This window comes from Streptomyces sp. STAM6 (assembly GCF_054963715.1).
This window is the reverse complement of the sequence record NZ_JBUEFZ010000005.1, coordinates 24,960-51,108: the sequence shown is the minus strand read 5'-3', so window position 1 is coordinate 51,108 and position 26,149 is coordinate 24,960. Positions and strand designations below refer to the sequence as shown.

The 26,149-nt window shown below is 72.0% G+C and carries 24 protein-coding genes; 13 read left to right on the top strand and 11 right to left on the bottom strand.

Going from position 1 to position 26,149, the window contains the following annotated elements:
* Positions 1–77 precede the first annotated feature (77 nt).
* Positions 78–422, top strand: coding sequence for a rhodanese-like domain-containing protein (locus tag ACY34K_RS08815; RefSeq protein ID WP_462745562.1), 345 nt, complete (start codon positions 78–80; stop codon positions 420–422).
* A gap of 24 nt (positions 423–446) precedes the next feature.
* Here the strand turns inward: ACY34K_RS08815 and ACY34K_RS08810 are convergent, their stop codons facing one another.
* The 6 genes from ACY34K_RS08810 to paaA form a co-directional block, all read right to left on the bottom strand.
* Entirely contained in the window at positions 447–1,580 is a 1,134-nt protein-coding gene (locus ACY34K_RS08810) for an acyl-CoA dehydrogenase family protein (protein ID WP_462745561.1), read from the bottom strand.
* Between the two features lie 107 nt (positions 1,581–1,687).
* Positions 1,688–2,749: a 1,2-phenylacetyl-CoA epoxidase subunit PaaE gene (paaE, locus tag ACY34K_RS08805; protein ID WP_462745560.1), complete on the bottom strand. Its 1,062-nt coding sequence runs from the start codon at positions 2,747–2,749 to the stop codon at positions 1,688–1,690.
* On the bottom strand, positions 2,750–3,265 hold the full coding sequence (gene paaD / locus ACY34K_RS08800; RefSeq protein WP_462745559.1) for a 1,2-phenylacetyl-CoA epoxidase subunit PaaD: 516 nt from the start codon (positions 3,263–3,265) through the stop codon (positions 2,750–2,752). It lies immediately after the preceding gene.
* Positions 3,259–3,987 (bottom strand): 1,2-phenylacetyl-CoA epoxidase subunit PaaC, encoded by a 729-nt coding sequence (gene paaC / locus ACY34K_RS08795; protein WP_462745558.1) that lies wholly within the window; start codon positions 3,985–3,987, stop codon positions 3,259–3,261. Before paaC ends, paaD begins: the two co-directional genes overlap by 7 nt.
* Positions 3,984–4,271: a 1,2-phenylacetyl-CoA epoxidase subunit PaaB gene (paaB, locus tag ACY34K_RS08790; protein WP_462745557.1), complete on the bottom strand. Its 288-nt coding sequence runs from the start codon at positions 4,269–4,271 to the stop codon at positions 3,984–3,986. The genes paaC and paaB overlap by 4 nt, the downstream gene beginning before the upstream one ends.
* Positions 4,268–5,221: a 1,2-phenylacetyl-CoA epoxidase subunit PaaA gene (paaA, locus tag ACY34K_RS08785; protein ID WP_462745555.1), complete on the bottom strand. Its 954-nt coding sequence runs from the start codon at positions 5,219–5,221 to the stop codon at positions 4,268–4,270. Before paaA ends, paaB begins: the two co-directional genes overlap by 4 nt.
* A gap of 111 nt (positions 5,222–5,332) precedes the next feature.
* Between paaA and ACY34K_RS08780 the strand changes: the two genes are divergently transcribed.
* Genes ACY34K_RS08780 through ACY34K_RS08770 form a run of 3 tightly spaced genes read left to right on the top strand, consistent with a single transcriptional unit; the run spans position 5,333 to position 8,096 of the window.
* Positions 5,333–6,223 (top strand): DUF5819 family protein, encoded by an 891-nt coding sequence (locus tag ACY34K_RS08780; protein ID WP_462745554.1) that lies wholly within the window; start codon positions 5,333–5,335, stop codon positions 6,221–6,223.
* Positions 6,220–7,422 (top strand): HTTM domain-containing protein, encoded by a 1,203-nt coding sequence (locus ACY34K_RS08775; protein WP_462745553.1) that lies wholly within the window; start codon positions 6,220–6,222, stop codon positions 7,420–7,422. The genes ACY34K_RS08780 and ACY34K_RS08775 overlap by 4 nt, the downstream gene beginning before the upstream one ends.
* Before the next feature lie 26 nt (positions 7,423–7,448).
* Complete coding sequence (locus tag ACY34K_RS08770) at positions 7,449–8,096, top strand: TrmH family RNA methyltransferase (protein ID WP_462745839.1); 648 nt, start codon at positions 7,449–7,451, stop codon at positions 8,094–8,096.
* Positions 8,097–8,186: 90 nt separating this feature from the next.
* Here ACY34K_RS08770 and paaN read toward each other — a convergent pair whose 3' ends face one another.
* Positions 8,187–9,881: a phenylacetic acid degradation protein PaaN gene (gene paaN / locus ACY34K_RS08765; protein WP_462745552.1), complete on the bottom strand. Its 1,695-nt coding sequence runs from the start codon at positions 9,879–9,881 to the stop codon at positions 8,187–8,189.
* 123 nt (positions 9,882–10,004) lie between these two features.
* Between paaN and ACY34K_RS08760 the strand changes: the two genes are divergently transcribed.
* A complete protein-coding gene (locus tag ACY34K_RS08760; RefSeq protein ID WP_462745551.1) occupies positions 10,005–11,537 on the top strand; it encodes a 3-hydroxyacyl-CoA dehydrogenase in 1,533 nt (510 codons plus the stop codon).
* A complete protein-coding gene (locus tag ACY34K_RS08755) occupies positions 11,534–12,127 on the top strand; it encodes a TetR/AcrR family transcriptional regulator (protein ID WP_462745550.1) in 594 nt (197 codons plus the stop codon). Before ACY34K_RS08760 ends, ACY34K_RS08755 begins: the two co-directional genes overlap by 4 nt.
* A 279-nt stretch (positions 12,128–12,406) precedes the next feature.
* Here ACY34K_RS08755 and ACY34K_RS08750 read toward each other — a convergent pair whose 3' ends face one another.
* On the bottom strand, positions 12,407–12,919 hold the full coding sequence (locus ACY34K_RS08750) for an Lrp/AsnC family transcriptional regulator (protein ID WP_462745838.1): 513 nt from the start codon (positions 12,917–12,919) through the stop codon (positions 12,407–12,409).
* Positions 12,920–13,127: 208 nt separating this feature from the next.
* Between ACY34K_RS08750 and pdhA the strand changes: the two genes are divergently transcribed.
* The 7 genes from pdhA (at position 13,128) to ACY34K_RS08715 (ending at position 21,685) form a co-directional block, all read left to right on the top strand.
* Positions 13,128–14,270 carry a pyruvate dehydrogenase (acetyl-transferring) E1 component subunit alpha gene (gene pdhA, locus ACY34K_RS08745; RefSeq protein WP_462745549.1) on the top strand — a complete coding sequence of 381 codons (1,143 nt, stop codon included), beginning with the start codon at positions 13,128–13,130 and terminating at the stop codon, positions 14,268–14,270.
* Entirely contained in the window at positions 14,267–15,271 is a 1,005-nt protein-coding gene (locus tag ACY34K_RS08740; protein WP_462745548.1) for an alpha-ketoacid dehydrogenase subunit beta, read from the top strand. Before pdhA ends, ACY34K_RS08740 begins: the two co-directional genes overlap by 4 nt.
* Positions 15,271–16,677: a dihydrolipoamide acetyltransferase family protein gene (locus ACY34K_RS08735; RefSeq protein ID WP_462745547.1), complete on the top strand. Its 1,407-nt coding sequence runs from the start codon at positions 15,271–15,273 to the stop codon at positions 16,675–16,677. Before ACY34K_RS08740 ends, ACY34K_RS08735 begins: the two co-directional genes overlap by 1 nt.
* A gap of 673 nt (positions 16,678–17,350) precedes the next feature.
* A complete protein-coding gene (locus ACY34K_RS08730) occupies positions 17,351–18,193 on the top strand; it encodes an NTP transferase domain-containing protein (RefSeq protein ID WP_462745546.1) in 843 nt (280 codons plus the stop codon).
* The gene (locus tag ACY34K_RS08725) at positions 18,190–19,464 is read left to right on the top strand and encodes a molybdopterin molybdotransferase MoeA (RefSeq protein ID WP_462745545.1); all 1,275 of its coding nucleotides are present in this window, start codon (positions 18,190–18,192) and stop codon (positions 19,462–19,464) included. The genes ACY34K_RS08730 and ACY34K_RS08725 overlap by 4 nt, the downstream gene beginning before the upstream one ends.
* A 20-nt stretch (positions 19,465–19,484) precedes the next feature.
* A complete protein-coding gene (locus ACY34K_RS08720; protein ID WP_462745837.1) occupies positions 19,485–20,549 on the top strand; it encodes a potassium channel family protein in 1,065 nt (354 codons plus the stop codon).
* 155 nt (positions 20,550–20,704) lie between these two features.
* On the top strand, positions 20,705–21,685 hold the full coding sequence (locus ACY34K_RS08715; RefSeq protein WP_462745544.1) for an NAD(P)H-quinone oxidoreductase: 981 nt from the start codon (positions 20,705–20,707) through the stop codon (positions 21,683–21,685).
* A gap of 96 nt (positions 21,686–21,781) precedes the next feature.
* Here the strand turns inward: ACY34K_RS08715 and ACY34K_RS08710 are convergent, their stop codons facing one another.
* The 3 genes from ACY34K_RS08710 to ACY34K_RS08700 all read right to left on the bottom strand — a co-directional run bounded on the left by ACY34K_RS08710 (position 21,782) and on the right by ACY34K_RS08700 (position 26,113).
* A complete protein-coding gene (locus ACY34K_RS08710) occupies positions 21,782–22,324 on the bottom strand; it encodes a bacterial proteasome activator family protein (protein WP_462745543.1) in 543 nt (180 codons plus the stop codon).
* 154 nt (positions 22,325–22,478) lie between these two features.
* The gene (locus ACY34K_RS08705; protein ID WP_462745542.1) at positions 22,479–25,337 is read right to left on the bottom strand and encodes an ABC transporter permease; all 2,859 of its coding nucleotides are present in this window, start codon (positions 25,335–25,337) and stop codon (positions 22,479–22,481) included.
* On the bottom strand, positions 25,334–26,113 hold the full coding sequence (locus tag ACY34K_RS08700) for an ABC transporter ATP-binding protein (RefSeq protein WP_462745541.1): 780 nt from the start codon (positions 26,111–26,113) through the stop codon (positions 25,334–25,336). Before ACY34K_RS08700 ends, ACY34K_RS08705 begins: the two co-directional genes overlap by 4 nt.
* Positions 26,114–26,149 lie beyond the last annotated feature (36 nt).

The following is a 26,149-nucleotide window of genomic DNA, read 5'->3' as shown; positions in this document are numbered from 1 at the left end:
ATTCGATTAATTCAGGCGATTCGGTACAAACTGGACTGCGCATCCCTGTGTAGTCGGACGAGAGAAGGCGTGACCTCATGAATTTCGCAGCGCTGCCCGCGGTGGACGCCGCATCGGTGCCGGCCGACGGTCTGGTGCTGGACGTCCGTGAGGACGACGAGTGGGCGGCCGGCCATGTCGAGGGCGCGCTGCATGTGCCGATGAGCGACTTCGTGGCCCGCTTCGGTGAGGTCACCGAAGCGGTCGCGGACGGACGCCGCGCCTATGTGATGTGCCGGGTCGGCGGCCGGTCCGCGCAGGTCACCCAGTATCTGGTGCAGCAGGGGATCGACGCGGTGAACGTCGAGGGCGGCATGCTCGCCTGGGACGGCGCCGGGCGCCCGATGGCCACCGACAACGGCGGCCCGGCCTTCGTCCTCTAGCGGGCTGCGGACGCCTCCCGGGGCTCAGCGCAGCGGGTGGGCGGCCAGCAGGTCGCCCAGAGCCTCTTCATGGGCCGGGGCAGGGCCGAGCGACAGCTCCAGCTGCTTGGCCCAGGCGTGGTAGCGGTGCAGCGGGTAGTCGGTGTCGGCGCCGAACCCGCCGTGCAGATGCTGCGCCGTCTGGACGACGCGCCGCACCCCTTCCGAGGCCCACATCTTGGCCACGGCGATGTCCCCGGCGACGGGCAGCGCCCCGTCGGCGCCGGAGCTGATCCGCCAGGCCGCCTGCCAGAGGGTGGCCTCCATCGCACGCAGATCGATGTACCGGTCGGCGGCCTGCACGGCGACGGCCTGGAACGTCGCGACCGGGAAACCGAACTGCTCCCGCTTGCTGGTGTACGCGCTGGTCATGCCGAGCACTCTTTCGCCCAGCCCCAGCGCCAGTGCGCATGTCCCGGTGGCGAGCAGGCCGCGCAGCCACTCCCAGGCCCCCTCGGCGTCGATGATGTCGCGGCCGGCGAGCCTCGTGGAGTCCAGCCGGACCTCGGCGAGCAGCTCGCCGCTCGTGGAGTACTGTCCGGCCAGGCCGAGGCCGTCCTGGAGGCGTGGCACCAGGGCCAGTACCGCACGGCCCTCGGCGGTGTGCGCGGGGACGGCGATCCGGTCCGCGTTCTGGGCCCAGGGCACGCCCGTCTGGACACCGTCGAGAATCCACTCGTCGCCGTCGCGGCGCGCGGTGACGGCCAGTTCGGCGGGGTCGTGCCCGGTGCGGCCGTTCGCGGCGGCCGTGAACACCAGCTCACCGCGGCCCACCCGCGGGAGGAGCTCGGCCGCCGTCCCGGAGCTGCCGTACCGCTCCACGGCCATGGCGACCGCGCCGGTCTCCAGCAGCGGCACCCGCGCGAGCACCTTGGCCGACTCGCGCAGGACCAGGCAGAGGGCGATCGTGTCCAGGCCGGCACCGCCGTGCTCGGGCGCCAGCACCAGACTCAGCAGGTCGGAGGCCGCGAGCCTGGCCCACAGCGGGCGGTCGAACTGGTCGGCCACCGCACCGGGCGTGAGCGCCGGACTCGGCACTCCGTCGGGCGCGACGTCGGCAAAGACCGCCTTCGCCGCCTCCACGGCCGCCTGCTGCTCCTCGGTGAAGGTGAAGTCCACAGCCCCGTCCTCCCTGTGCTCCCGCGGCGCACCGCCATCTGACGGATCGTCAACATAGAACAGGTTCTAGAGGAAGGGAATGGCCGGGCGCCCGGGCGCCGCCCGGCTCAGCGGTCGAAGTCCAGCTCCACCTCGGACGTCACGGGATGGGACTGGCAGGCCAGCACATAGCCCGCCTCCGTCTCCTCCGCCTCCAGGGCGTAGTTGCGGTCCATCCGTACCTCACCGGTGACCAGGAACGCGCGGCAGGTGCCGCAGACGCCGCCTTTGCAGGCGTAGGGCGCGTCCGAACGCGACCGCAGCACGGTGTCCAGCAACGACTCCCCCTCCTGCACCGGCCAGCTGCCGGACCGGCCGTCCAGCGTCGCGGTCAGCGTGGCGTGCGCGGCCGTGCCGGCCGCCCGGGCAGGTGCGGGCCCCGAGCCGTCGTCCACGTGGAATATCTCCTGGTGGATACGGCCACGGTCCACCCCGAGCCCGCGCAGCGCGCGCTCGGCGCCGATCACCAGGCCGAAGGGCCCGCACAGGAACCACCCGTCCACCTCACCGACCGGCAGCAGCGCGGGCAGCAGCCCGGTCAGCCGCTCCTGATCCAGCCGCCCGGACGGCAGCCCGCTCTGCTGTTCCTCCCGGGACAGCACCGTGACCAGCTGGAACCGGTCGGGGAAGCGGTCCTTCAGGTCGGCGACCTCGTCCAGGAACATCGTCGACGCGGCGGTGCGGTCGCTGCGGATCAGACAGAACCGTGCTTCCGGCTCGCGCGCCAGCAGTGTCGCGGCGATCGACAGCACGGGTGTGATGCCGCTGCCTCCGACGACGGCCGCGAAGTGCCCGGCGCGGGGCGCGAGCACGAACCGGCCCATGGGCTCCATGACTTCGACGGTGTCACCGGCGGCGAGTTCCTTGAGCGCCCACGTCGAGAACTCACCGCCGTCCACCAGCCGGATGCCCACGCGGAGCACCGGGTCCTCTCCCGCGGCGACCGCGGGAGAGCAGATGGAGTACGTACGCCGGATCTCCTCGCCGTCCGCCGTGGTTCGACGCATGGTGAGGTGCTGGCCGGGGGTGTGGCGGAAGGCCTCGCGCAGCTCGGCCGGCACCGCGAAGGTGACCGCCACCGAGTCGTCCGTGAGCCGCTCGACCTCGCTCACCCGGAGCGGATGGAACATCTACAACTCCTTGAAGTGGTCGAACGGTTCGCGGCAGCTGGTGCAACGGCGCAGCGCCTTGCAGGCGGTGGAGGAGAACCTGCTCAACAGTTCGGTGTCGGTCGAGCCGCAGTTCGGGCAGCGGATCGCGAGCGTGAGCGGCACCGGCCCGCCGGCCGCGCCCGGCGCGCCCCGGGGGCGGGGCGGGGCTATGCCGAACTCCGCGAGCTTGCGCCGGCCTTCCTCACTGATGTCGTCCGTCGACCAGGCGGGGGAGAGCACGGTGTCGACCGCGACGTCCGCCACGCCGTGCTCGTGCAGCACCCGCTCGATGTCCGAGGACATCGCCTCGATCGCCGGGCAGCCGGTGTACGTCGGGGTCAGCTCGACCCGCACCTTGCCGGGGCCCAGGACGTGCACCCCTCGGAGCACACCGAGCTCTCGCAGCGTCAGGACGGGCAGCTCGGGGTCCGGGACCGAACCGGCCAGCCGACTCAGCTCGGCCTCGAGCTCCGTCACCGCCGTGTCGGTCACCATGTCGCCCCCGGGTGGCTGCGGTGCAGATGCTGCATCTCGGCGAGCATCCGGCCGAACGACTCCGTGTGCAGACCCTGGCGGCCCGCGCCCGCGCTCCACGCTCCGGTCCGCGGACCGTCCGGCACGCTGAGCGTGGCACGCTCCAGGACCGCCGTCACCGAGGCCAGCCAGTCGGCCTCCAGCTCCTTGTGGTCGATGCCGAGCCCCTCGACCGGCTGGAACAGCTCGCCGGTGAAGCGCCACAGCTCCGCACAGGCCCGCTGCATCCGCTCGTGGCTCTCGGCGGTGCCGTCGCCCAGGCGCAGCGTCCACTGCTCCGCGTGGTCCTGGTGGTAGGCGACCTCCTTGACGGCCTTGGCCGCCAGGGCCGTCAGCTCGCCCTCCCCGGTCGCTGCCAGCCGGCCGTACATCAGCCGCTGGTAGGTGGAGAAGTAGAGCTGGCGGGCGATCGTGTGGGCGAAGTCGCCGTTCGGCTGCTCGACGAGCTGGACGTTGCGGAAGGCGCGCTCCTCGCGCAGGAACGCCAGCTCGTCCTCGTCGCCGACGAGCGAGAGCAGGACACGGGCCTGGCCGAGCAGGTCGAGCGCGATGTTGGCGAGCGCGACCTCCTCCTCCAGGACCGGGGCGTGGCCCGCCCACTCCCCCAGCCGGTGGGAGAGCACCAGGGCGTCGTCGCCGAGGGCGAGTGCCGCGGTGTTCACCGCGGAAGCCGGAGCCGTCACAGGTGCTGCACCCCCTCCGGGATCTCGTAGAACGTCGGGTGCCGGTACGGCTTGTCGGCGGCCGGCTCGAAGAACGGGTCCTTCTCGTCGGGCGAGGAGGCGGTGATGGCCGAGGACGGCACGACCCAGATCGAGACGCCCTCGTTGCGGCGGGTGTACAGGTCGCGGGCGTTGCGCAGGGCCATCTCCGCGTCCGGTGCGTGCAGGCTTCCCGCGTGGGTGTGGGACAGCCCGCGGCGCGAGCGCACGAACACCTCCCACAGCGGCCAGTCGCTCGTCGTCATGCCGTCGCCTCCCCGTGCTTCGCGGCGTACGCCGCCGCGGCCTCTCTGACCCAGGCGCCTTCTTCGTGTGCTTCGCGGCGCTGGGTGATGCGCTGTTCGTTGCAGGGGCCGTTGCCCTTGAGCACTTCGCGGAACTCGGCCCAGTCGATCGGGCCGAAGTCGTAGTGCCCGCGCTCCTCGTTCCAGCGCAGGTCCGGGTCGGGCAGGGTGAGCCCCAGCGCCTCGGCCTGCGGGACACATATGTCGACGAAGCGCTGACGCAGCTCGTCATTGGAATGACGCTTGATCTTCCACGCCATGGACTGCGCGGAGTGCGCCGACTCGTCGTCCGGCGGGCCGAACATCATCAGCGACGGCCACCACCAGCGGTCCACCGCGTCCTGGGCCATCGCGTGCTGTTCGGGAGTCCCGCGCGAGAGGGCGAGCAGCGCTTCGTACCCCTGGCGCTGGTGGAAGGACTCCTCCTTGCAGATCCGCACCATCGCGCGGGCGTACGGGCCGTAGGAGCAGCGGCACAGCGGCACCTGGTTGGTGATCGCCGCACCGTCCACGAGCCAGCCGATGGCGCCGACGTCGGCCCAGGTGAGCGTGGGGTAGTTGAAGATCGAGGAGTACTTCTGGCGGCCGGAGTGCAGCTTGTCGAGCAGCTCGTCACGGCTGGTGCCGAGGGTCTCCGCCGCGCTGTACAGATACAGGCCGTGCCCGGCCTCGTCCTGCACCTTGGCCATCAGGATCGCCTTGCGGCGCAGTGAGGGAGCGCGCGTGATCCAGTTCGCCTCGGGCTGCATGCCGATGATCTCGGAGTGGGCGTGCTGCGCGATCTGCCGGACCAGCGAGGCGCGATACGCCTCCGGCATCCAGTCGCGCGGCTCGATCCGCTCCTCGGCGGCCACGGCGGCGTCGAACACCGCCTCGTACGCCTCCTGCGAGTCCGCAGTCACTGCCGTCATCGGGCCCCCTACCGACCGATCGTTCGGTTGAATGACTTCAATGGTGAGTCGGCGGCCCGTATGGTGTCAACCCTGTGGATAACTCGGTGCAGCGATGGGGATCGGGGCGGGATGGACTCGTACGACGAGGAGGGCGGGCGTGCCGAGCGCCCCGAACGCGTCAGCGGCGCCGAGGGCGGCGATGCCGAACCGCCCGCCGAACGGGTGAGCCCTCGTCCGGACCCCTGGCCCGGCGCGACCGTCCCGGCCCAGGCGACCGCCGAGCCGCGTGTGACCGCGGCGCCGGCCCCCGGCCCCGCGTCCGCCCCGGTCCTCACCCCGGCCGCGGCCGGAAACGGCGGGGCGGGCATATCCGCGCTGTCACTGCCCTACCAGGTCGTCGCTTCCGTGGCCGTCGCCGTCATCGGCGTCTTCGCCTGCGTCCACCTGGCCATGATCTTTCTGCATGTCGCCCCGTCGAACACGGTGACCAAGCAGCACGGCAAGGCCGTCGACAACTGGGTCTACCCCGAGTTCGAGCAGAACTGGAAGCTGTTCGCCCCCAACCCCCTGCAGCAGAACATCTCCGTCCACGCCCGGGCCGAGATCGTCGAGGCCGACGGCGATCGCCGGACCACCGGGTGGATCAATCTGTCCGCCGACGACGGCGCGGCGATCCGCGGCAATCTCTTCCCCAGCCATGTGAACCAGAACGAACTCCGCCGGGGCTGGGACTTCTACGTGAACACGCACACGGACGACAACCGCTCCACCGGACTGCGCGGCCGGCTCTCCGAGCGCTACATCCGGCGCATCGCGATGCTGCGCCTCGAAAAGCACCAGCTGGGCGGTCAGATCGAACGAATCCAGCTGCGGTCCTCGACCCAGGGCGTCAGCGCCCCCGTCTGGAGCGAGGAGAAGGCCGACACCCGGGCCTACTACCGGGTGCTCCCCTGGTGGACCGTGACCGCGGCCGACCTGCCCGGCGGCGTGACCGGCGGCCGTGAGGAGGCGGCGAAGTGAACGAGAACCGCGCCAAGCGCCAGCCGCTCGACCGCCGCCTGGCCCGCGGCATCCAGAACATCACCGCCCTGGCCCTCGGCCCGTACCAGGCGGCCGTCGTCCGTATCGGCTTCGCCGCCGCCTGGCTCGTCTTCCTGCTCTTCGAGCTCCCCCACCGGCGCGAGCTCTACGGACCCGAAGGCCCCTGGTCCTGGGACATGGGCCAGGAGCTCATAGGCAACAACCACTCCTTCACGCTGCTGATGTGGTCCGACAGCGTGGTCTGGTTCGAGATCGTGTACGGCCTCGCCCTGCTCTCCAGCGCCCTGCTGCTGGTCGGCTGGCGGACCCGCACCATGTCCGTGCTCTTCATGGTGGGCGTGCTGTCGCTGCAGAATCGCTCCATCTTCATGGGCGACGGCGGAGACAACGTCATCCACCTGATGGCGATCTACCTGGTCCTGACGCGCTGCGGCCAGGTGTGGTCGCTGGACGCCCGCCGGGCCGCGCGCCCCGGGCCCGTACGCGACACCGTGGGGCCGGTGCTGTGGACCGTGCTCGGCTTCGGCGTGCTGGCGGCCACCGTCTTCATCGACAGGACCGGAGAGGTCTGGATACTGGTCCTGCTCTGGCTGCTGTGGGTGTCCCAGGGACTGTGGTGGCTGGTGTGCCGCCATGCCCCCGGCCAGCCGCGAGTGCTGCTCGACGTCCTCGCCAACCTCGCCCACAACGCCACGCTCGTCGTGATCATGGCCGAGGTCTGCCTCATCTACGCGACGGCCGGCTGGTACAAGATCCAGGGCAGCCGCTGGCAGGACGGCACCGCGCTCTACTACCCGCTCAAGCTCGACTACTTCACCCCCTGGCCGTTCCTCTCCGACCTGCTCGCCGGCAGCGGCATCGTCGTCATGGTGCTCACCTACGGCACGGTCATCGTGCAGGTCGCGTTCCCGTTCACGCTCTTCAACCGCAGGGTGAAGAACGTGCTGCTGGTCGCGATGATGCTGGAGCACGCGGGCATCGCGCTGCTGCTGGGGCTGCCGTTCTTCTCGCTCGCGATGATCGCCGCGGATGCCGTCTTCCTGCCCACGGTCTTCCTGCTCTGGCTCGGTGCCCGCGTCCGCCGCGGCCGGGACCGGCTGCTGCCCCGAGCCCGGGTGGTGGTGCCCGGTCGGCGACGTGCGCCCGAGGAGCAGGCTCCACGTACTCTCGTCGGGTGAGCAGCGAGACCCGGACGGACGCCCCCATGGGCGAGCCGCTTCAGTACGACGACGGTTACGGCCCCGAGGTCGGCGTCGGTCCACACCCTCTGCCGTGGCCGCAGGGCGAGCGGTACGACCCCGACCTGCTCGCCGGGGGAGACCGGCGCAATGTGGTCGATCAGTACCGGTACTGGAAGCGTGAGGCGATCGTCGCGGACCTGGACACCCGCCGCCACGACTTCCACGTGGCCGTGGAGAACTGGGGCCATGACTTCAACATCGGCTCGGTCGTCCGGACCGCCAACGCCTTCCTGGCCAAGGAGGTCCACATCGTCGGCCGCCGCCGGTGGAACCGGCGCGGAGCGATGGTCACCGACCGCTACCAGCATGTGCGCCACCACCCGGACACCGAGTCGCTGACCGCGTGGGCCACCGCCGAGGGACTGCCGATCATCGGGATCGACAACCTGCCGGGTGCCGTGCCCCTGGAGCGGACCGAGCTGCCGCGCCGCTGTGTGCTGCTGTTCGGCCAGGAAGGGCCCGGCCTGACCGAGGAGGCACGGAAATACGCCTCGATGGTCTGCTCGATCGCCCAGTTCGGTTCGACCCGCTCGATCAACGCCGGCGCGGCCGCCGCGATCGCCATGCACTCCTGGGTGCAGCGGTACGCGGAGATCACCGACACGCCCTAGTACGTTCCGCTGATCAAGGCCGGGAACATCCGGAAGGGATGGCCCGGCCGGGGCCGTGTGCGGGACACGGGCCCGGCCGGGCAGATGCCGTCAGGCCTGGCGCCGGACCTCGACGACCCGGAAGCGGTTGGCCACGAAGGCGCTGTCGCACAGGGCCGCGTTCGCCGCCGGGTTGCCGCCCGAGCCGTGGAAGTCGGAGAACGCCGCGGTCTGGTTGACGTACACCCCGCCCGTCAGGTTCAGCGACAGCTGCGCCGACTCCTCCAGGCAGACTTCCTCGATCGCGCGCTCGGTGTCCTTCGAGGTGGTGTAGGCGCCGACCGTCATGGCGCCCTTCTCCCGCACGGTGCGCCGCAGCAGCTCCAGCCCGTCCGCGGTCGACTCGACCGAGACGGCGAAGGAGACCGGGCCGAAGCACTCCGACATGTACGCCGCCTCGTCGTCCGGCTTGCTGCCGTCCAGCTTGACGATGACCGGGGTGCGGACGACGGCGTCCGGGAAGTCGGGGTTGGCGACCTCGCGCGAGGCCAGGGCCACCTCGCCGAGCCCGGCGGCCGCCTCCAGCCGCGCCTTCACGTCCGGGTTCACCAGCGCGCCCAGCAGGGCGTTCGCCCGGGCGTCGTCGCCGAGCAGGCCACCCACCGCGGCCGAGAGGTCGGCGACGACCTCGTCGTACGACTTGGGGCCTGCGTCGGTCGAGATGCCGTCACGCGGAATGAGCAGGTTCTGCGGGGTGGTGCACATCTGGCCGCTGTACAGCGAGAGCGAGAACGCCAGGTTGGAGAGCATGCCCTTGTAGTCGTCGGTGGAGTCGACGACGACGGTGTTCACGCCCGCCTTCTCCGTGTACACCTGCGCCTGTCGCGCGTTGGCCTCCAGCCAGTCGCCGAACGAGGTCGAGCCGGTGTAGTCGATGATCCGGATCTCGGGGCGGACCGCCAGCTCCTTGGCGATGCCCTCGCCGGGGCGCTCGGCGGCCAGCGCCACCAGGTTCGGGTCGAAGCCGGCCTCGGCGAGCACCTCGCGGGCGACCTTGACCGTCAGCGCCAGCGGGAGGACGGCGCGCGGGTGCGGCTTGACCAGCACCGGGTTGCCGGTGGCCAGCGAGGCGAACAGGCCGGGGTAGCCGTTCCACGTCGGGAAGGTGTTGCAGCCGATCAGCAGCGCGATCCCGCGGCCGACCGGGGTGAAGCCCTTGCGCAGCTCCAGCGGGTCCCGCTTGCCCTGCGGCTTGGACCAGTCCGCGACCAGCGGGGTGCGGACCTGCTCCGCGTACGCGTACGCCACCGCTTCGAGGCCGCGGTCCTGGGCGTGGGGGCCGCCCGCCTGGAAGGCCATCATGAAGGCCTGGCCGCTGGTGTGCATCACGGCGTGTGCGAATTCGTGCGTACGGGCGCTGATGCGGGAAAGGATCTCCAGGCACACCAGGGCGCGGACCTCCGGTCCGGCGTCACGCCATCCGGCCATCCCTGCGCGCATGGCGGGCAGCAGGACGTCCAGGTTCGCGTGCGGGTACTCGACGCCCAGCTGCGGGCCGTACGGAGACACCTCGCCGCCCGTCCAGTCGTCGGTGCCGGGCTGGTCGAGCTCGAAGCGGGTGCCGAGCACGGCCTTGTGGGCATCGAGGCCGTCGGAGGCGCTCAGCGAGCCGTTCTCCCCGTACGCCTTCGGGTGCTCGGGGTGCGGGGACCAGTAGGCACGGGTGCGGATCGCTTCGAGGGCCTGGTCGAGTGTGGGCCGGTGCCTCTCGGTCAGGTGGTCGGTGGTGAGCTGAGCGGCGGCCATGACGGACCAACTCCTCGTCGAGCTGGGCAGGGACAGGCGGACAGAGCTAGAGTAACCGAACGATCGGTCGGGACAAGGGGGCCTCCCGAACCTGTGGAAAACTCATCGGGGAGGATCACTGTCATGACCGAGACCAAGGCCGTCGCACAGGGGCGCGCCGTCGCCGTCGTGGGCACCGGCACGATGGGCCAGGGCATAGCCCAGGTCGCGCTTCTCGCAGGCCACCCCGTCCGCCTCTACGACACCGAGCCCGACCGGGCGCGGCAGGCCGCCGGCGCCATCACGGCGCGGCTGGACCGCCTGGTCGAGAAGGGGCGCCTGGCCCCCGAGGAGCGCGACGGCGCGGCAGAACGCCTGCTCGAAGCGGAGCGTCTCGCGGACCTCGCCGACGCCGCGCTCGTGATCGAGGCGATCGTCGAGCAGCTCCCCGTCAAGCAGGAGCTCTTCGCCGAGCTGGAGAAGATCGTCTCCGACGACTGCCTGCTCGCCACCAACACCTCCTCGCTCTCCGTCACCGCCATCGCCGGGGCCCTGCGTCTGCCGGGCCGGTTCGTCGGCATGCACTTCTTCAACCCGGCGCCGCTGCTGCCGCTGGTCGAGATCGTCAGTGGCTTCGCGACCGACGACGACGCCGCCACGCGCGCGTACGCGACGGCCCAGCGGTGGGGCAAGACGCCGGTGCGCTGCGCCGACACCCCCGGCTTCATCGTCAACCGCATCGCCCGCCCCTTCTACGCCGAGGCGCTGCGGCTCTACGAGGAGCGGGCCGCCGATCCCGCCACCATCGACGCCGTCCTGCGTGAGTGCGGCGGCTTCCGGATGGGCCCCTTCGAACTGACCGACCTGATCGGACAGGACGTCAACGAGGCCGTCACCTGGTCCGTCTGGGAGGCCTTCTACCAGGACCCGAAGTTCACCCCGTCCCTCGCCCAGCGGCGCCTGGTCGAATCCGGCCGCCTGGGCCGGAAGACGGGTCACGGCTGGTACCCGTACGCCCAGGGCTCGGAGCGGCCCCGCCCGCGCACCGAGGAGCCCGCCCCGGCCCCCGCGGAGGTCACCGTCCACGGCCACCTCGGCCACGCCGAGCCCCTGGTCGCCCTGATCGAACAGGCCGGCATCAAGGTCCGGCGCAGGAAGCGCGGCACGCACCTCACCCTCCCGGGCGGCGCGCAGCTGGGCCTCGCGGACGGCGAGACCGTCTTCGAGTACGAGGGCGAGGAGATCATCTACTTCGATCTCGCCCACGACTACACCAAGGCGACCCGGATCGCCCTCTCCACCGCTCCCACCACCTCGCCCGCGGCCCTCCGCGAGGCCATCGGCCTCTTCCAGGCCCTGGGCAAGGACGTCACGGTGATCGGCGACGTTCCGGGCATGATCGTGGCCCGGACCGTCGCCATGCTGGTCGACCTCGCCGTGGACGCCGTCGAGCGGGGCGTCGCCTCCGCCGAGGACATCGACACGGCCATGCGCCTCGGCGTCAACTACCCCGCCGGCCCGCTGGAGTGGGGCGCCCTGGTGGGCTACGAAACCGTGGCGGGACTACTCCGCGCACTGCACGAGCGCTTCCCGAACGGTCGCTACGCCCCCTGCCTGGGCGTCATGCGCAAGGCGTACGAGGAGCAGGCCGCGACGAAGGGCCGGGACAGCCGATGACCACCGCCAGGCGCGACACCTACACCCCCGAGACGCTGCTGTCCGTGGCCGTCAGGGTCTTCAACGAGCGCGGCTACGACGGCACCTCCATGGAGCACCTCTCCAAGGCGGCCGGCATCTCCAAGTCCTCCATCTATCACCATGTCGCGGGCAAGGAAGAGCTCCTGCGGCGCGCCGTCAGCCGGGCCCTTGACGGGCTCTTCGCCGTCCTCGACGAACCCGGGGCCGCACGGGGCCGGCCCATCGAGCGGGTCGAGTACGTGACCCGGCGCACCGTCGAGGTGCTGATGGACGAACTGCCCTACGTGACCCTGCTGCTGCGGGTGAGGGGCAACACCAAGACCGAGCGCTGGGCACTGGAACGCCGCCGCGAATTCGACCACCGCGTCGCCGATCTCCTGAAGGCGGCCGCCGCCGACGGCGACCTGCGCGACGACGTGGACATACGCCTGGCCACGCGGCTGCTGTTCGGCATGGTCAATTCACTGGTCGAGTGGTATCGCCCGCAGCCCGGCGCGACCGCCGAGCGCCGGCAGGTCGCCGACACGGTCGTCCACCTCGCCTTCGACGGGCTGCGTACGACGCCGTAGCGCCTCTGCGGCCCGCCCGCCTTCCCGGCGTGCGCCGCCCTGTCTGCGCGAGCGGGCCTCGGCGGCAGCCCGCTTTTCCGGCAGGTCCCGCCCCGTCCTGCGGCCCGGCGCGGTCCCTCTCGCCTGGCACTGTCCCCCGGCCCGGCGCGGTTCCCCGGCCCGGCGCCGGTCGTTGTCGTGTGCCTGCTCAGGGGCCGCCGCGAGCCGGCCGGCCCTCGGGGTTCGTCCGGGGGCCGGCGCCGACACGCCCGCGCCGGTCGGCGCGGCCCGGGTCGGTCCTCAGAGTTCGTCCGTCAGGACCCGCCGGTTCAGATCCGTCTCCTCGAAGACCAGCAGGGTGCGCGTCGAGAGCACCTCGGGGATCGACTGGAGCTTGGTCAGGACGAGTTCGCGCAGCGTCCGGTTGTCCGGCGTGTGCACCAGCAGCAGCACATCGAAGTCCCCGCTGACCAGAGCGATGTGCGCGGCACCCGGCAGCGCCCGCAGCTGCTCCCGCACCGTGCGCCAGGAGTTCTGCACGATCTTGAGCGTGATGTACGCCGAAGCGCCCTGACCCGCCCGCTCGTGGTTCACCCGTGCGGTGAAGCCGCGGATCACGCCGTCCTCGATCAGCCGGTTGATCCGCGCATAGGCGTTGGCCCGTGACACATGGACACGCTCGGCCACGGAGCGTATCGACGCGCGGCCATCCGTTTGGAGGATCCGGAGGATGTCGCGGTCGATCGCGTCCAGCGGCCGCGGCGGCGGTTCCTGCCCGGCGCCCGGTACCGCGGGCTCCCGGCCGTCGGCCATTTGTTCAGCTGTCACGTCCCCCCGCCTCTCTTCGATGGACGACCTGCCTCTATCCCAGGCTGTGGAGAACCGTTTGTCCACAGGGTGAAGGCGCCTGTAGCCAAAATGCGTCCACGACCGAACAATCGGTAGGTGAGGCGCGTCACAGCCGCGTCCGCCTTCGGGTCCACTCCGGGTCTTATGCCCGCTCCCACGAGGAGGTGCTGTCATGACGGTCCAAGAGCTGCCTGGTGCCGCTTCTTACCGGCCAACCCCGCCCCCGGCATGGAAGCCGCGCACCGACCCCGCACCGCTGCTCCCGGACCCCGAGCCGTATCGCGTGCTCGGCACGGACGCCGCGGCCGCCTTCGCCCCTGAGCTGCTGCGCCGGCTCTACGGCGAGCTGGTGCGCGGCCGCCGGTACAACGTGCAGGCGACGGCCCTCACCAAGCAGGGCCGGCTCGCGGTGTACCCGTCGAGCACCGGGCAGGAGGCCTGTGAGGTGGCCGCCGCCCTCGTGCTGGAGGAGCGGGACTGGCTCTTTCCGTCCTACCGCGACACCCTCGCCGCGGTCGCCCGGGGCCTCGACCCCGTCCAGGCGCTGACTCTGCTGCGGGGCGACTGGCACACCGGGTACGACCCGCACGAGCACCGCATCGCCCCCCTGTGCACCCCTCTCGCGACCCAGCTGCCGCACGCCGTGGGCCTGGCCCACGCCGCACGCCTCAAGGGCGACGACGTCGTCGCGCTCGCCCTCGTCGGAGACGGTGGCACCAGCGAGGGCGACTTCCACGAGGCCCTCAACTTCGCGGCTGTGTGGCAGGCCCCCGTCGTCTTCCTCGTGCAGAACAACGGTTTCGCGATCTCCGTCCCGCTGGCCAAGCAGACCGCCGCCCCTTCCCTGGCCCACAAGGCCGTCGGATACGGCATGCCCGGCCGGCTGGTCGACGGCAACGACGCGGCCGCCGTGCACCAGGTGCTCTCCGAGGCGGTGGCCCGCGCCCGGCGCGGCGGCGGACCGACGCTCGTCGAGGCGGTGACGTACCGCATCGACGCCCACACCAACGCCGACGACGCGACCCGCTACCGCGCTGACAACGAGGTCGAGGCCTGGCGTGAACACGACCCCATCCGCCTGCTGGAGCGAGAGTTGACGGAAAGAGGGCTCCTCGACGAGGACGGCATACGCGAGGTGGCCGAGCAGGCCGAGACGATGGCCGCCCGGCTGCGGGAGGGGATGAACGCCGACGCGCGGCTCGACCCGATGGACCTGTTCGCGCACGTCTATGCCGAGCAGACCGCGCAACTGCGGGAACAGGCGGATCAGTTGCGCGCCGAGCTGGCGGCGGAAGCGGAAGGTGACGTGCGATGACGACCGTGGCAGTCAAGCCCGCCACGATGGCGCAGGCGCTGCAGCGCGCCATGCGCGACGCGATGGCCGAGGACCCCTCGGTACACGTGCTGGGCGAGGACGTCGGCACACTCGGCGGCGTCTTCCGGGTCACCGACGGCCTCGCGAAGGAGTTCGGCGAGGACCGCTGCACGGACACCCCGCTCGCCGAGGCCGGCATCCTGGGAACCGCCGTCGGCATGGCCATGTACGGACTGCGGCCGGTCGTCGAGATGCAGTTCGACGCCTTCGCCTACCCGGCGTTCGAGCAGCTCATCAGCCATGTCGCGCGGATGCGCAACCGCACCCGCGGAGCCATGCCGCTGCCGCTGGTCGTGCGGGTGCCGTACGGCGGCGGAATCGGCGGTGTCGAGCACCACAGCGACTCGTCCGAGGCGTACTACATGGCGACTCCGGGGCTCCATGTCGTCACGCCCGCGACGGTCGCCGACGCGTACGGGCTGCTGCGTGCCGCCATCGCTTCCGACGACCCCGTCGTCTTCCTGGAGCCGAAGCGGCTCTACTGGTCCAAGGCCCAGTGGTCGCCGGACGCGCCGACCGAGGTCGAGCCGATCGGCCGCGCGGTCGTGCGGCGCGCGGGAACCAGCGCCACCCTGATCACGTACGGGCCGTCCGTGCCCGTGTGTCTGGAGGCCGCGGAAGCGGCCCGCGCCGAGGGCTGGGACCTCGAAGTGATCGACCTCCGGTCGCTGGTGCCCTTCGACGACGAGACGGTCTGCGCGTCCGTCCGGCGAACGGGACGCGCGGTCGTCGTCCACGAGTCGACCGGATTCGGTGGTCCCGGGGGCGAGATCGCCGCGCGGATCACGGAGCGGTGCTTCCACCACCTGGAGGCGCCCGTGCTGCGGGTCGCCGGCTTCGACATCCCCTACCCGCCGCCGATGCTGGAGCGGCACCACCTGCCGGGTGTGGACCGGGTGCTGGACGCGGTCGCGCGGCTGCAGTGGGAGGCGGGGAGCTGATGGCCCAGGTGCTCGAGTTCAGGCTGCCGGACCTCGGTGAGGGCCTCACCGAGGCCGAGATCGTCAAGTGGCTGGTCAACGTCGGTGACGTCGTCGCCATCGACCAGCCGGTCGTCGAGGTCGAGACGGCCAAGGCGATGGTCGAGGTGCCGTGCCCGTACGGGGGCGTGGTGACCGCCCGGTTCGGCGAGGAGGGCACGGAACTTCCCGTCGGCGCCCCCTTGTTGACCGTGGCGGTCGGCGCCACGTCGGTGCCGGTGGACTCGCCGGTTGCCGCTCCGGGCGCATCGTCGGCCGGCCCGCCGCCCGCAGTGTCGGACGAGGGCTCCGGGAACGTACTCGTCGGGTACGGCACCGGGGCGCCCGCGGCGAGGCGCCGCCGGGTGCGCCGGGACACGGTCCCGGCCGCCGCCGCGAAGGCCCCGCCCGCCGTCGTGACCCCGGCCCCCACGGCCCCCACCCCTGCGCCCCCGGCGGCTTCCGTGGCCGCCGCGGCGCACACCGGGCCGGTGCCGGTCATCTCCCCGCTCGTGCGGAAGCTGGCCCGCGAGAACGGCCTCGATCTGCGGACGCTGCAGGGTTCAGGCCCGGAGGGGCTGATCCTGCGCGGGGACGTCGAGCGCGCACTGGCGGCCCCCACCGGCCCCTCGGCAGCCGCTGCCGCGCCCGCAGCCACCACCCGGACCACGGCGGCCTCCGCCGGCACCACCGCCCCGGCGGTCGAGCGGGTGCCACTGCGCGGGGTACGCGGGGCGGTCGCCGACAAGCTGTCCCGCAGCCGCCGGGAGATCCCGGACGCGACCTGCTGGGTCGACGCGGACGCCACGGAGCTCATGGCCGCGCGCGCCGCGATGAACGCGGCCGGCGGTCCGAAGATCTCCGTGATCGCGCTGCTGGCCCGGATCTGCACCGCCGCCCTCGCCCGCTTCCCGGAGCTGAACGCGACGGTGGACACCGAGGCGCGGGAGATCGTCCGCCTCCCGGAGGTGCACCTCGGATTCGCCGCTCAGACGGACCGTGGGCTGGTCGTCCCGGTGGTGCGCGACGCCGACGGGCGGACCGCGGAGTCGCTGTCGGCGGAGTTCGCCCGGATGACGGAGAAGGCGAGGGCGGGGTCGCTGACCCCGGCGGACCTGACCGGGGGGACGTTCACCCTGAACAACTACGGGGTGTTCGGCGTCGACGGCTCGACACCGATCATCAACCACCCGGAGGCGGCCATGCTCGGGGTGGGGCGCATCGTCCCCAAGCCATGGGTGCACCAGGGCGAGCTGGCCGTCCGCCAGGTCGTTCAGCTGTCGCTGACGTTCGACCACCGCGTGTGCGACGGAGGGACGGCCGGGGGCTTCCTGCGGTACGTGGCGGACTGCGTGGAACAGCCGGCGGTGCTTCTGCGGACGCTCTAGTCGCGCGGACCCCGGCCCGGGCACCCGGGCCGGGGCCCGGGCGTCCCTGGCCCCGTGTCCCGGCCCCCCGGGTCGTGTCCCGGCCTCCGGGTCGTGTCCCGGATGTCCCGGCCCCGCGCCTCACGGGCCCCGCGCGCCATGGGTTGCTTCCGAGCCTCCCGGCCCACGCGCCTGTGCTCCGCGGGCCTGGTGACCACGGGCCCGGTGACCCGCGCCCCCCCGCGGCCTGTGCGCCCGGGCAGGCCCCGCGCCCCCGTGCGGCCCCCCACACCCAAGCCCCCGCACGACAGTGCCTCGCCCCGGGCGGCCCCGCGCCCACGCCCCCCCGCACCCAGTGCCTCGCCCCCGGGCGGCCCCGCCCGCCCGCGCCCCCGGACCAGTGCCCCGCCCCGTGCGGCCCCCGCACCCAAGCCCCCCGCACCCAGTGCCCCGCCCCCGGGCAGCCCCGCGCGCCCAGGCCCCCCCGGACCAGTGCCCCGCCCCGTGCGGCCCCGCGCCCCACGCCCCCCGCCCCGCGCACCCACGCCCACGCCCACCGCCCGCCCCCGCGCTCGCCTCGTCAGGCGGACCGCGCGCGGCCCGTGCACCCCTCGGCGCCTCCGCCGCGGTTCTTTCGGCCCGGGTTCACCGGGGCGCCCCGTCCTCGTGAGAGGCGGCGGATCATACTGAGTGCGTGACCCGATTCGATGTCGTCGTTCTCGCCGGGGGTGCCGCCACGCGGCTCGGCGGCGTGGACAAGCCCGCGGTGAGCGTGGGCGGGCGGGCCCTGCTCGACCGGGTGCTGGACGCCTGCCGGGACGCCGGGCGCACCGTTGTCGTCGGCGGACGCCGGGCCACCGTGCGTCCCGTGGTGTGGGCGCGTGAGGAGCCGCCCGGTGGCGGGCCGCTGGCAGCGCTCGCGGCCGGTGTCGGCCACATCGAGGCGGACACCGTGGTCGTGCTCAGTGGGGACCTGCCGTTCCTGGAGGGCGGCAGCGTACGGCAGTTGATCGAGGCGCTCGCGGACACGAACGCCGAAGGCGTCCTCTCCGTGGACCCGGGCGGCCGCGACCAGCCGCTCGTCGCCGCATACCGTACGGAGGCACTGCGGCGTGAACTCGCCTTGCTGGCGACGGAGAAGGACGGCTTGTCCGGGTTGCCGCTGCGGTCGCTGACACAGCAACTGGATCTCGCCCGGATCGACGCCCGGCCACTCGCCGTCTTCGACTGCGACACCTGGGAGGACATTGCAACGGCCCGGGCCCGCATCAGGGAGCATGAGAACGTGCTGGACGAATGGATCACCGCAGTCAAGGCCGAACTGGGCATCGAACTGGACGTCGACACCGCCCTCCTGCTCGACCTGGCCCGCGACGCGGCGCACGGCGTAGCCCGCCCCGCCGCGCCCCTCACCACGTTCCTGGTCGGTTACGCGGCCGCCAAGGCGGGCGGGGACGGAACCGAGGCCGTGGCCGAAGCGGCTCGCAAGGCCGCCGCGCTCGCCGAGCGCTGGGCGAAAGAGGCCGAAGGGGAATGACCGACCGCGAGGACGACGGAGTCGCCGAGGCCCTCGCTCTGGTCGGATCGCCGACCAGCAGGCCGGAGCGGCACCGCGCCATGCCCTGGGCCGACGCCCGGGCCGTCGCCGCACGGGCCGGCAGGGTGGTTCCGCTCCGCTCCCGGCCCGTCCCCCTCGACCAGGCGCTCGGGCGGGTGCTCGCCGAGCCGCTCACCGCACTGACCGACCTTCCGTCGTTCGACACCTCCGCGATGGACGGCTGGGCGGTCGCCGGGCCCGGCCCGTGGACCGTGCGCGCGCTCGGCTCGATCCTCGCCGGCCACGCCGAGGCGGAGGCGCTGCCCGACGGGACCGCCGTCCGTATCGCGACCGGCGCCCGCGTCCCGCCGGACACCACGGCCGTCATCCGCAGCGAGCACTCCCGCACGGATGCCGGCGGCCAGCTCTATGCCGAGCGGAAGGTCACGCCCGGACAGGACATCCGGCCGCGCGGGCAGGAATGCCGGTCGGGCGATCAGCTGCTGCCGGTCGGCACTCCCGTCACGCCCGCCGTTCTGGGGCTGGCCGCGGCCGCCGGGTACGACGAGCTGCGCACGGTGGAGCGGCCCCGCGTGGATGTGCTGGTGCTCGGCGACGAGCTGCTCACCGCCGGACTTCCGCGCGACGGGTTCATCCGGGACGCGCTGGGCCCCATGCTCGGCCCGTGGCTGGGCACCCTGGGCGCGCACGCCGGCACTCCCCGCCGGATCGCCGACGATGCCGACGCACTGTACGCGGCGGTGACGGAATCGGAGGCGGATGTGGTGATCACGACCGGTGGCACGGCCGCGGGACCCGTCGACCACGTTCATCCCGTCCTCCGGAAGGCCGGCGGCACCCTGCTCGTCGACGGCGTCAAGGTGCGGCCGGGGCACCCGATGCTGCTGGCCCGCCTCGCTCCCGGGAAGCACCTCGTGGGGCTCCCGGGTAACCCGCTCGCCGCCGTCTCCGGGCTCCTCACCCTCGCCGCACCGCTGTTGTGGGGGCTCGCCGACCGCCGTGCCCCGGAGCCGTATCGCGTACCCGTACGGGACGAGGTGCACGGCCATCCCCACGACACCCGCCTGGTGCCGGTCGTCCACCGGGCCGGGCGGGTCGTGCCCCTGCACTACAACGGTCCGGCCATGCTGCGCGGAATCGCGGCCGCCGCGGGGCTCGCCGTCGTGCCCCCGGGCGGCGCCCGGCCGGACGACCCGCTGGAGATCCTCGATCTGCCCTGGGCAGCGACCACCGAAGGGTGTTTCACGTGAAACTGCCAGGCCATGACGCGATGGCCCGCCGGGCCGAAGAACAGCTGGTCACCAGCCGGGTGATGCTGCCGCGTCGGGTGGTCGAGCGTCCGCTCCGCCAGGTGGGCAAGCGGCTGCTGATGGCCCTGGGCGTGCTCGTGCTGACCGTGATCATCGTGACGATTGATCGCGCCGGCTATCACGACAACGCCGACGGCAGCGTCGACCTGCTCGACGCCATCTACTACGCCACCGTCACCCTGTCGACCACGGGGTACGGCGACATCGTCCCGCACAGCGACAGTGCCCGGCTCGTCAATGTGCTGCTGGTGACGCCACTGCGCGTGTTGTTCCTGATCATCCTGGTCGGTACCACTCTCGAAGTGCTCACGGAGCGCACCCGGGAGGAGTGGCGGCTCAATCGCTGGAGGTCCACCTTGCGCGACCACACCGTCATCATCGGCTTCGGCACAAAGGGCCGGTCGGCGATCCAGACGCTGTGTGCGACTGGTCTGAAGAAGGAACAGATCGTCATCGTCGACCCGAGCAACAAGGTGATCGAGGCGGCGAACGCGGACGGTTTCACGGGTGTCGTCGGCGACGCGACCCGCAGTGATGTGCTGCTGCGGGCCGAGGTGCAGCGGGCGCGTCAGATCGTCATCGCGACCCAGCGCGACGACACGGCCGTGCTGACGGCGCTGACGGCTCGGCAGCTCAACCGCGGAGCGAAGATCGTCGCCGCCGTACGCGAGGAGGAGAACGCCCCCCTGCTGCGGCAGTCGGGCGCCGACGCGGTCATCACCAGTGCCAGCGCCGCCGGCCGGCTCCTCGGTCTGTCGGTGCTCAGCCCCAGCGCGGGCACCGTCATGGAGGACCTGATCCAGCAGGGCAGCGGGCTCGACCTCATCGAACGGCCGGTCATAAAGGCCGAGGTGGGCAAGAGCGTCCGGGAGACGGACGACCTGGTGGTCAGTGTGCTGCGCGGGCACCGGCTGCTCGGCTACGACGACCCGGCGGCCAGCCCGCTGCAGCTGACGGACCGGGTGATCACCATCGTCCGCGCACAGCAGGTGGTCACCCCGCTGACCACTCCGACTGACTCGTGACTGACCGGTGGATCATGCCGGCCTCTCCCTCAGGCGCCCTGAGGGAGAGGCCACGGACGGTCTGTTCCAGCTGATACTGCCCGGGTCCTGAACTCCCGCACCACGGCGGTGAACCGCGGCTCCCACCGGTCCGCACCCGGAGTAGCCTCGCCGCCATGCATGCGATCACGATTCCGGAACCCGGTGGTCCCGACGCGCTCGTCTGGGCCGAGGTGCCCGACGCCGTGCCCGCGGAGGGCGAGGTCCTCGTCGAGGTGGTGGCGAGCGCCGTCAACCGAGCCGATCTGCTTCAGCGGCAGGGTTACTACGATCCGCCGCCCGGCTCGTCCCCCTATCCGGGCCTCGAATGCTCCGGCCGTATCGCCGCGTTGGGCCCGGGAGTATCGGGGTGGGCCTTGGGCGACGAGGTGTGCGCACTGCTCGCGGGCGGCGGATACGCGGAGAAGGTCGCCGTGCCGACCGGACAGCTTCTGCCGGTGCCGGAGGGCGTGGACCTGGTGACCGCGGCGGCGCTGCCCGAGGTGACCGCGACGGTGTGGTCCAACGTCTTCATGGTGGCGCATCTGCGCCCCGGCGAGACGCTGTTGGTGCACGGCGGGGCGAGCGGTATCGGCACGATGGCGATCCAGCTCGCCAAGGCGGTGGGCGCCCGTGTGGCGGTGACGGCGGGCGGCCCGGAGAAGCTCGCACGCTGTGCCGAGCTGGGCGCGGACATCCTGATCGACTACCGCGAGCAGGATTTCGTCGAGGAGCTGAAGAAGGCGACGGACGGAGCCGGGGCGGACGTCATCCTCGACATCGTCGGTGCGAAGTACCTGGACCGGAACGTGAAGGCGCTCGCGGTCAACGGACGGCTCGCGGTGATCGGCCTGCAGGGTGGGGTGAAGGGCGAGTTGAACCTGGGCGCTCTGCTGGCCAAGCGGGCGGCGGTGACGGCGACGTCGCTGAGGATGCGACCGCTGGAGGAGAAGACGGCCATCATCGCCGCGGTGCGCGAGCACGTATGGCCGCTGTTCGGCAGTGGCGTCGTCCGCCCGGTGGTGGACTCCGTCTTCCCGATGAGCCGGGCTCCCGAGGCCCACCGCACGCTGGAGGCGAGCAGCCATGTGGGCAAGGTCCTGCTGACCACGCGCTGAGCCGGACCGGGCGACCGTGTTCCCACGGCCGTACCGGTCCTGACAGGGCTGGGCCCGGCACACCCATACGGTGTGCCGGGCCGGGCGGGTGGGGCTTTACAGGTAGGGGCCCGACCTGATCGCGCCATGGCCGCGATCGTCGTCGTCATCGTGCGGCGCACCCGGCGGAAGGGCACGGCGCATCTGTTCCAGCTGCGCGCGCGCCGCCATCTGCTGGGCGAACAGCGCCGTCTGAATGCCGTGGAACAAGCCCTCCAGCCATCCCACCAACTGGGCCTGCGCGATGCGCAGTTCGGCCTCGGAGGGGATGGCCTCGTCCGTGAAGGGGAGCGAGAGGCGCTCGAGTTCCTCCACGAGTTCCGGCGCCAGGCCGTCCTCCAACTCCTTTACGGAGCTGGCGTGGATCTCCTTGAGCCGGACACGGCTGGCCTCGTCGAGAGGTGCCGCGCGGACTTCTTCAAGAAGCTGCTTGATCATGCTGCCGATGCGCATGACCTTCGCAGGCTGTTCGACCATCTCCGTCACCGGGACCTCGCGCGACTCGTCGTCACCGTCACCGCCGCCGAGCGCCATTCCGTCCTGTCCCACGACCAGGATGTGGGGGCTCTCCTGCGACCGTTCATTCCTCGGCATCTCCATGCCGCCCATTCTCTCGCACAGGTGCGTCATCACACGGTGTGCCCCCGTACGACGGTGATCCACCCTCGTACGGGGACACAACCACTCCGGAGTGTCTCCGGCGGCCTTCCCGGGAACCCTCGGAGCCTGCCCGGAGCTCCTGGACGGCCCGCCGCTACGTCGCCTCGCGGCGGGCCACCGCCCCGCGCGAACGGGTGACGAGGGCCGCCAGGAGCGCCGCGCCCAACGGGACGGCGACCAACAGAGCGGCCAGCGTCTCCCAAGGGACGATGATCGGCACGTGCGGCATCTCGCCGATGCCCCAGCCCTGGTCGAGCGCCTCCTCGTAAAACCTCATCTGCCCGCGGCGCTCGGTCAGCCGCAGGCCGATCGCGGGCAGCACACCGGCCGCGGAGCCGAGCAGCACACCCATCACGGCGACCACGCCGCACTGGAACCCGCTCAGCGTCCGCCGCACCCGGGGCGGCGCGCCGACCGCGGACAGCGTCTTCAGGTCGGCCTCCGCGTCGGCCTGGGCGAGACCCGTCGCGATACCGGCGGCACCGATGGTGATCAGCCCGGCGAAGACGGTCAGCGACAGCAGCACGATGCTGTTCTTGCTGGTGAAGCCCTCCTCCACATGCAGGTCGGCGGAGCTGCCGGTCTTGGCCATGTCGCCGTCGAGCCGCTGCCGCTGCTCGCTGGTGGGCATCTCGCCGGTGGAGAAGTACGAACCGAGCGGCACCGCCTTGATACCCGCGGACGTCGCCGCGGCGGGCGAGAGAATCGCCGTGATGCCGTACGAGTTGGTCCCCTCGGGAGCCTGGTACGTCCCGAACGTCTTCACCTCACCCGGGGGCTCCTTGCCCCGCTCGGTCGCGCGATCCGCCTTCTCCGTGTCCGTGATCAGCCGGATGGAAAGTGTGCCCTTGTTGTCGACCTGGGGCTTGGCGAAGGAAACGATCCTGCCCTCGGCGAGGGCCTTCTCGGCCTTCGGGTCGTCGATCCCCAGAACCTTCAGCAGCTTGCCGTCGCTGACCACCAGACCGGTGTCGGTGGGGGCCGACCCCGCGATGTTCTGGCATCGCCAGTCCTTGGCCAGCTTGCGCCGCTCCTCCTTGCTGTACTTCTCCGACGGATCCGAGCCGTCCGGATTGACCGCCCACAGCGGGCACTGGTTCGCCTTGGGGATGATGATCTCGCTACGGCCGCAGCCGTCACCGTCCGAGTACATGGAGCAGTTGGACTTGCCGGCCACGATCCGGCTCAGCTCGGCCTCCACGTCGACCGGCAGGTTCTTCCGCACCGCCTCGCGCACCGCGGGCACGTCCCGGCCGCCGTCCTCGTCGAGCGTCACGGACACCGCGCCGTGCGGCAGCCGGGCCTCGTAGGCCGCCCGCTGCTGGGCGTCGTCGCTCGCCGAGTAGGTGGCCACGGCCACGGTGCCGGCGACGGCGGCCAGCACCGCGGCGACGGCGGGAGCCGTACGCCCCCGGTTGCGCACGGCGTCCCGCAGGGCCAGCCGCGGCGACAGCGGCAGCCAGCGGCCGGTGCGCCCGAAGAGCCCCACCAGGGCGGGTGTCATCGCCACCACACCCAGCTCGGCGAGAGCACTGCCACCCGCGACGATGATGAACTCGTCCGAGACCAGCGATCCGTACACGGCGATCGCCGCACCCAGCAGGGCCGCCACAAGACCGATGACGGGCAGGACCCGGTTGCTGCGGCGCACTCCCCGGCGACCGGTCAGAGAGGCGAGCACCGTCTGCCGGGAGGAGGTGATGGCCGGCACGATCGCGGCCGCCAGACCGGTCAGCACCGCCAGCAGCCCGATCGCGAGCAACTCCAGCGGCCGGACGTCGAAGCTGCCGAACCGCTGCCCCAGGTGCTCCTCCAGCACCGGCTGCAGCGCGAAGGTGAGGACGAGACCGAGGAGGGTGCCGACGACGGCCGCGGCGAGACCGATGACCAGGCCGCCGGCCAGCACGATCGCCCGGATGTGGCGGCGGTCGCCACCGTTGGCGCCGACGAGCCCGAGCTGGCGGCGCGAGCGGCGGGCGCCCACGGCGAAGGCCGGGCCGGCCAGCAGACAGATCTCCAGCATCGCGAGACCGACGATCGTGCCGATGGCCGCGAGCTCGGCGGCCCGGGCGCCCTCGCTGGTGGTGTAGTCGCCCCAGCCCTCCCGCTGGAACAGCGGGACCTCGGACTTGGCGGGCGGGTCGAGCGTGACCGCTCGGGAGACCGCGATCACGCCCTTCTTGTTGATCTCCTTGACCGCGTTCCACGTGAAACCTTCCGAGCCGGGAAGGCCCAGCAGGTACGTGGTGTCCTTGCCCGGACCGTGCGAGCCGCCCGCGGTGAGCGCTTTGTCCAGCGGGTCGAGGAAGGATCCGGGCAACGCGTTGACCTGGTCGGCGGTGAGGTTGTCCGGCAGCTCGTACGAGCCGACGATGCGGTACTCACGCGGGAAGCCGCGCGCGGTGAGCGTCGAGCCGATCTCCAGCCCACTGACCTCCAGGAAGTGCGAGCTCGCGGCGACCTCGTCGCCCTTCGAGGGGAACCGGCCGTTCAGCAGGGTCATGATGCCCCTGGCCATCGGGTCGGCGGCCTTCAGCTCGCGGATCTCGGTGTGGAGCAGACCGTGCGCGGTGCGCAGCTTCGTGGAGCCGGTCGAGTCCTCCAGGACCGTGGCGTTCGCCGGGAACGCCTTCTTGACGTCCGTCTTGCCTTCGGGCCACGGCTTGTTCTCGTAGTCGCCCACGGGCGCCGAGTAGTCGCCACTGGGGTGCTGGTCGATCGCCACCCCACCGGTGTCCGCGTCGGAGAGCCGCGCGTCGGCGGCACCGATGGAGCGGGCCAGACTTTCCTGGGGAGACAGCTCGGAACTGCGCAGGGTGAGGTCGACGGCGCTGACACCGAGGATCGGCAGGGCGATCATCGCGAGGACGAGGAAGCTGCGCCCTTTGAAGCGCCAGGCGTCGCGGCGGGCGATACGCACCGCGGCGCGCCAGGAGTGGAACCAGTTCGTCACCGCTCGGCCGCCTGACCCGAGAGGAGGGAGTCGGCGTCGCTGCGGATCGTCTGGTCGACGACCGCGCCGTCGCGCAGGAAGACCACCCGGTCGGCCCAGGCGGCGAAGCGCGGCTCATGGGTGACGAGGACACCGGCGGCGCCCGCGTCGCAGCGGGACCGCAGCAGGGCGAGCACGGACTCGCCGGTCTCGGAGTCCAGGGCCCCGGTGGGCTCGTCGGCCAGGACCAGTCGCCGCTCGCCCACCAGGGCGCGGGCTATCGCCACCCGCTGCTGCTGACCGCCGGACATCTCGTCGGGGAAGCGGTCGGCGAGGTGACCGAGGTCCATCTCCTCCAGCGCGGCGACGGCTTCGCCGCGCGCCTTGCGGGCGGAGATTCCGTCGAGCTCACGGGGGAGGGCGACGTTCTCGGCGGCCGTCAGGGCGGGGATCAGGTTGTAGTCCTGGAAGACGTATCCGATGCTGCGGCGGCGCAGTGCGGCGAGCGTCTTGCGGTCCGCGGTCGTGATGTCGGTGTCCTCGACGATCACCCGGCCGGAGGTGGGGGTGTCCAGGCCGCCGGCGATCGTGAGGAGCGTGGATTTGCCGGAGCCCGAGGGGCCCATGACGGCCACGAGCTCACCGGGGAAGACGTCGAGGTCGATACCGCGCAGCGCGTGGACCTCGGTGGCGCCGGTGCCGTGCACACGCGTCAGCTGCTGGAGCTGGAGCACGGGCTTCCGCGACTGCTGTGACTTCTGTGCCTGGTGAGGCGGCTGTGAAGACAAAGGTGACATGGAGAGGGGTCCCCCCTTGGGCGTACGTGTACCTGG

Bases quoted from the DNA above. Each gene is read 5' to 3' on its own strand.
- ACY34K_RS08815 (WP_462745562.1), top strand. From the start codon at position 78: ATGAATTTCGCAGCGCTGCCCGCGGTGGACGCCGCATCGGTGCCGGCC.
- paaE (WP_462745560.1), bottom strand. From the start codon at position 2,749: ATGTTCCATCCGCTCCGGGTGAGCGAGGTCGAGCGGCTCACGGACGAC.
- paaD (WP_462745559.1), bottom strand. From the start codon at position 3,265: ATGGTGACCGACACGGCGGTGACGGAGCTCGAGGCCGAGCTGAGTCGG.
- paaB (WP_462745557.1), bottom strand. From the start codon at position 4,271: ATGACGACGAGCGACTGGCCGCTGTGGGAGGTGTTCGTGCGCTCGCGC.
- paaA (WP_462745555.1), bottom strand. From the start codon at position 5,221: ATGACGGCAGTGACTGCGGACTCGCAGGAGGCGTACGAGGCGGTGTTC.
- ACY34K_RS08780 (WP_462745554.1), top strand. From the start codon at position 5,333: ATGGACTCGTACGACGAGGAGGGCGGGCGTGCCGAGCGCCCCGAACGC.
- ACY34K_RS08770 (WP_462745839.1), top strand. From the start codon at position 7,449: ATGGGCGAGCCGCTTCAGTACGACGACGGTTACGGCCCCGAGGTCGGC.
- paaN (WP_462745552.1), bottom strand. From the start codon at position 9,881: ATGGCCGCCGCTCAGCTCACCACCGACCACCTGACCGAGAGGCACCGG.
- ACY34K_RS08760 (WP_462745551.1), top strand. From the start codon at position 10,005: ATGACCGAGACCAAGGCCGTCGCACAGGGGCGCGCCGTCGCCGTCGTG.
- ACY34K_RS08755 (WP_462745550.1), top strand. From the start codon at position 11,534: ATGACCACCGCCAGGCGCGACACCTACACCCCCGAGACGCTGCTGTCC.
- ACY34K_RS08750 (WP_462745838.1), bottom strand. From the start codon at position 12,919: ATGGCCGACGGCCGGGAGCCCGCGGTACCGGGCGCCGGGCAGGAACCG.
- pdhA (WP_462745549.1), top strand. From the start codon at position 13,128: ATGACGGTCCAAGAGCTGCCTGGTGCCGCTTCTTACCGGCCAACCCCG.
- ACY34K_RS08740 (WP_462745548.1), top strand. From the start codon at position 14,267: ATGACGACCGTGGCAGTCAAGCCCGCCACGATGGCGCAGGCGCTGCAG.
- ACY34K_RS08735 (WP_462745547.1), top strand. From the start codon at position 15,271: ATGGCCCAGGTGCTCGAGTTCAGGCTGCCGGACCTCGGTGAGGGCCTC.
- ACY34K_RS08725 (WP_462745545.1), top strand. From the start codon at position 18,190: ATGACCGACCGCGAGGACGACGGAGTCGCCGAGGCCCTCGCTCTGGTC.
- ACY34K_RS08720 (WP_462745837.1), top strand. From the start codon at position 19,485: ATGGCCCGCCGGGCCGAAGAACAGCTGGTCACCAGCCGGGTGATGCTG.
- ACY34K_RS08715 (WP_462745544.1), top strand. From the start codon at position 20,705: ATGCATGCGATCACGATTCCGGAACCCGGTGGTCCCGACGCGCTCGTC.
- ACY34K_RS08710 (WP_462745543.1), bottom strand. From the start codon at position 22,324: ATGGAGATGCCGAGGAATGAACGGTCGCAGGAGAGCCCCCACATCCTG.
- ACY34K_RS08700 (WP_462745541.1), bottom strand. From the start codon at position 26,113: ATGTCACCTTTGTCTTCACAGCCGCCTCACCAGGCACAGAAGTCACAG.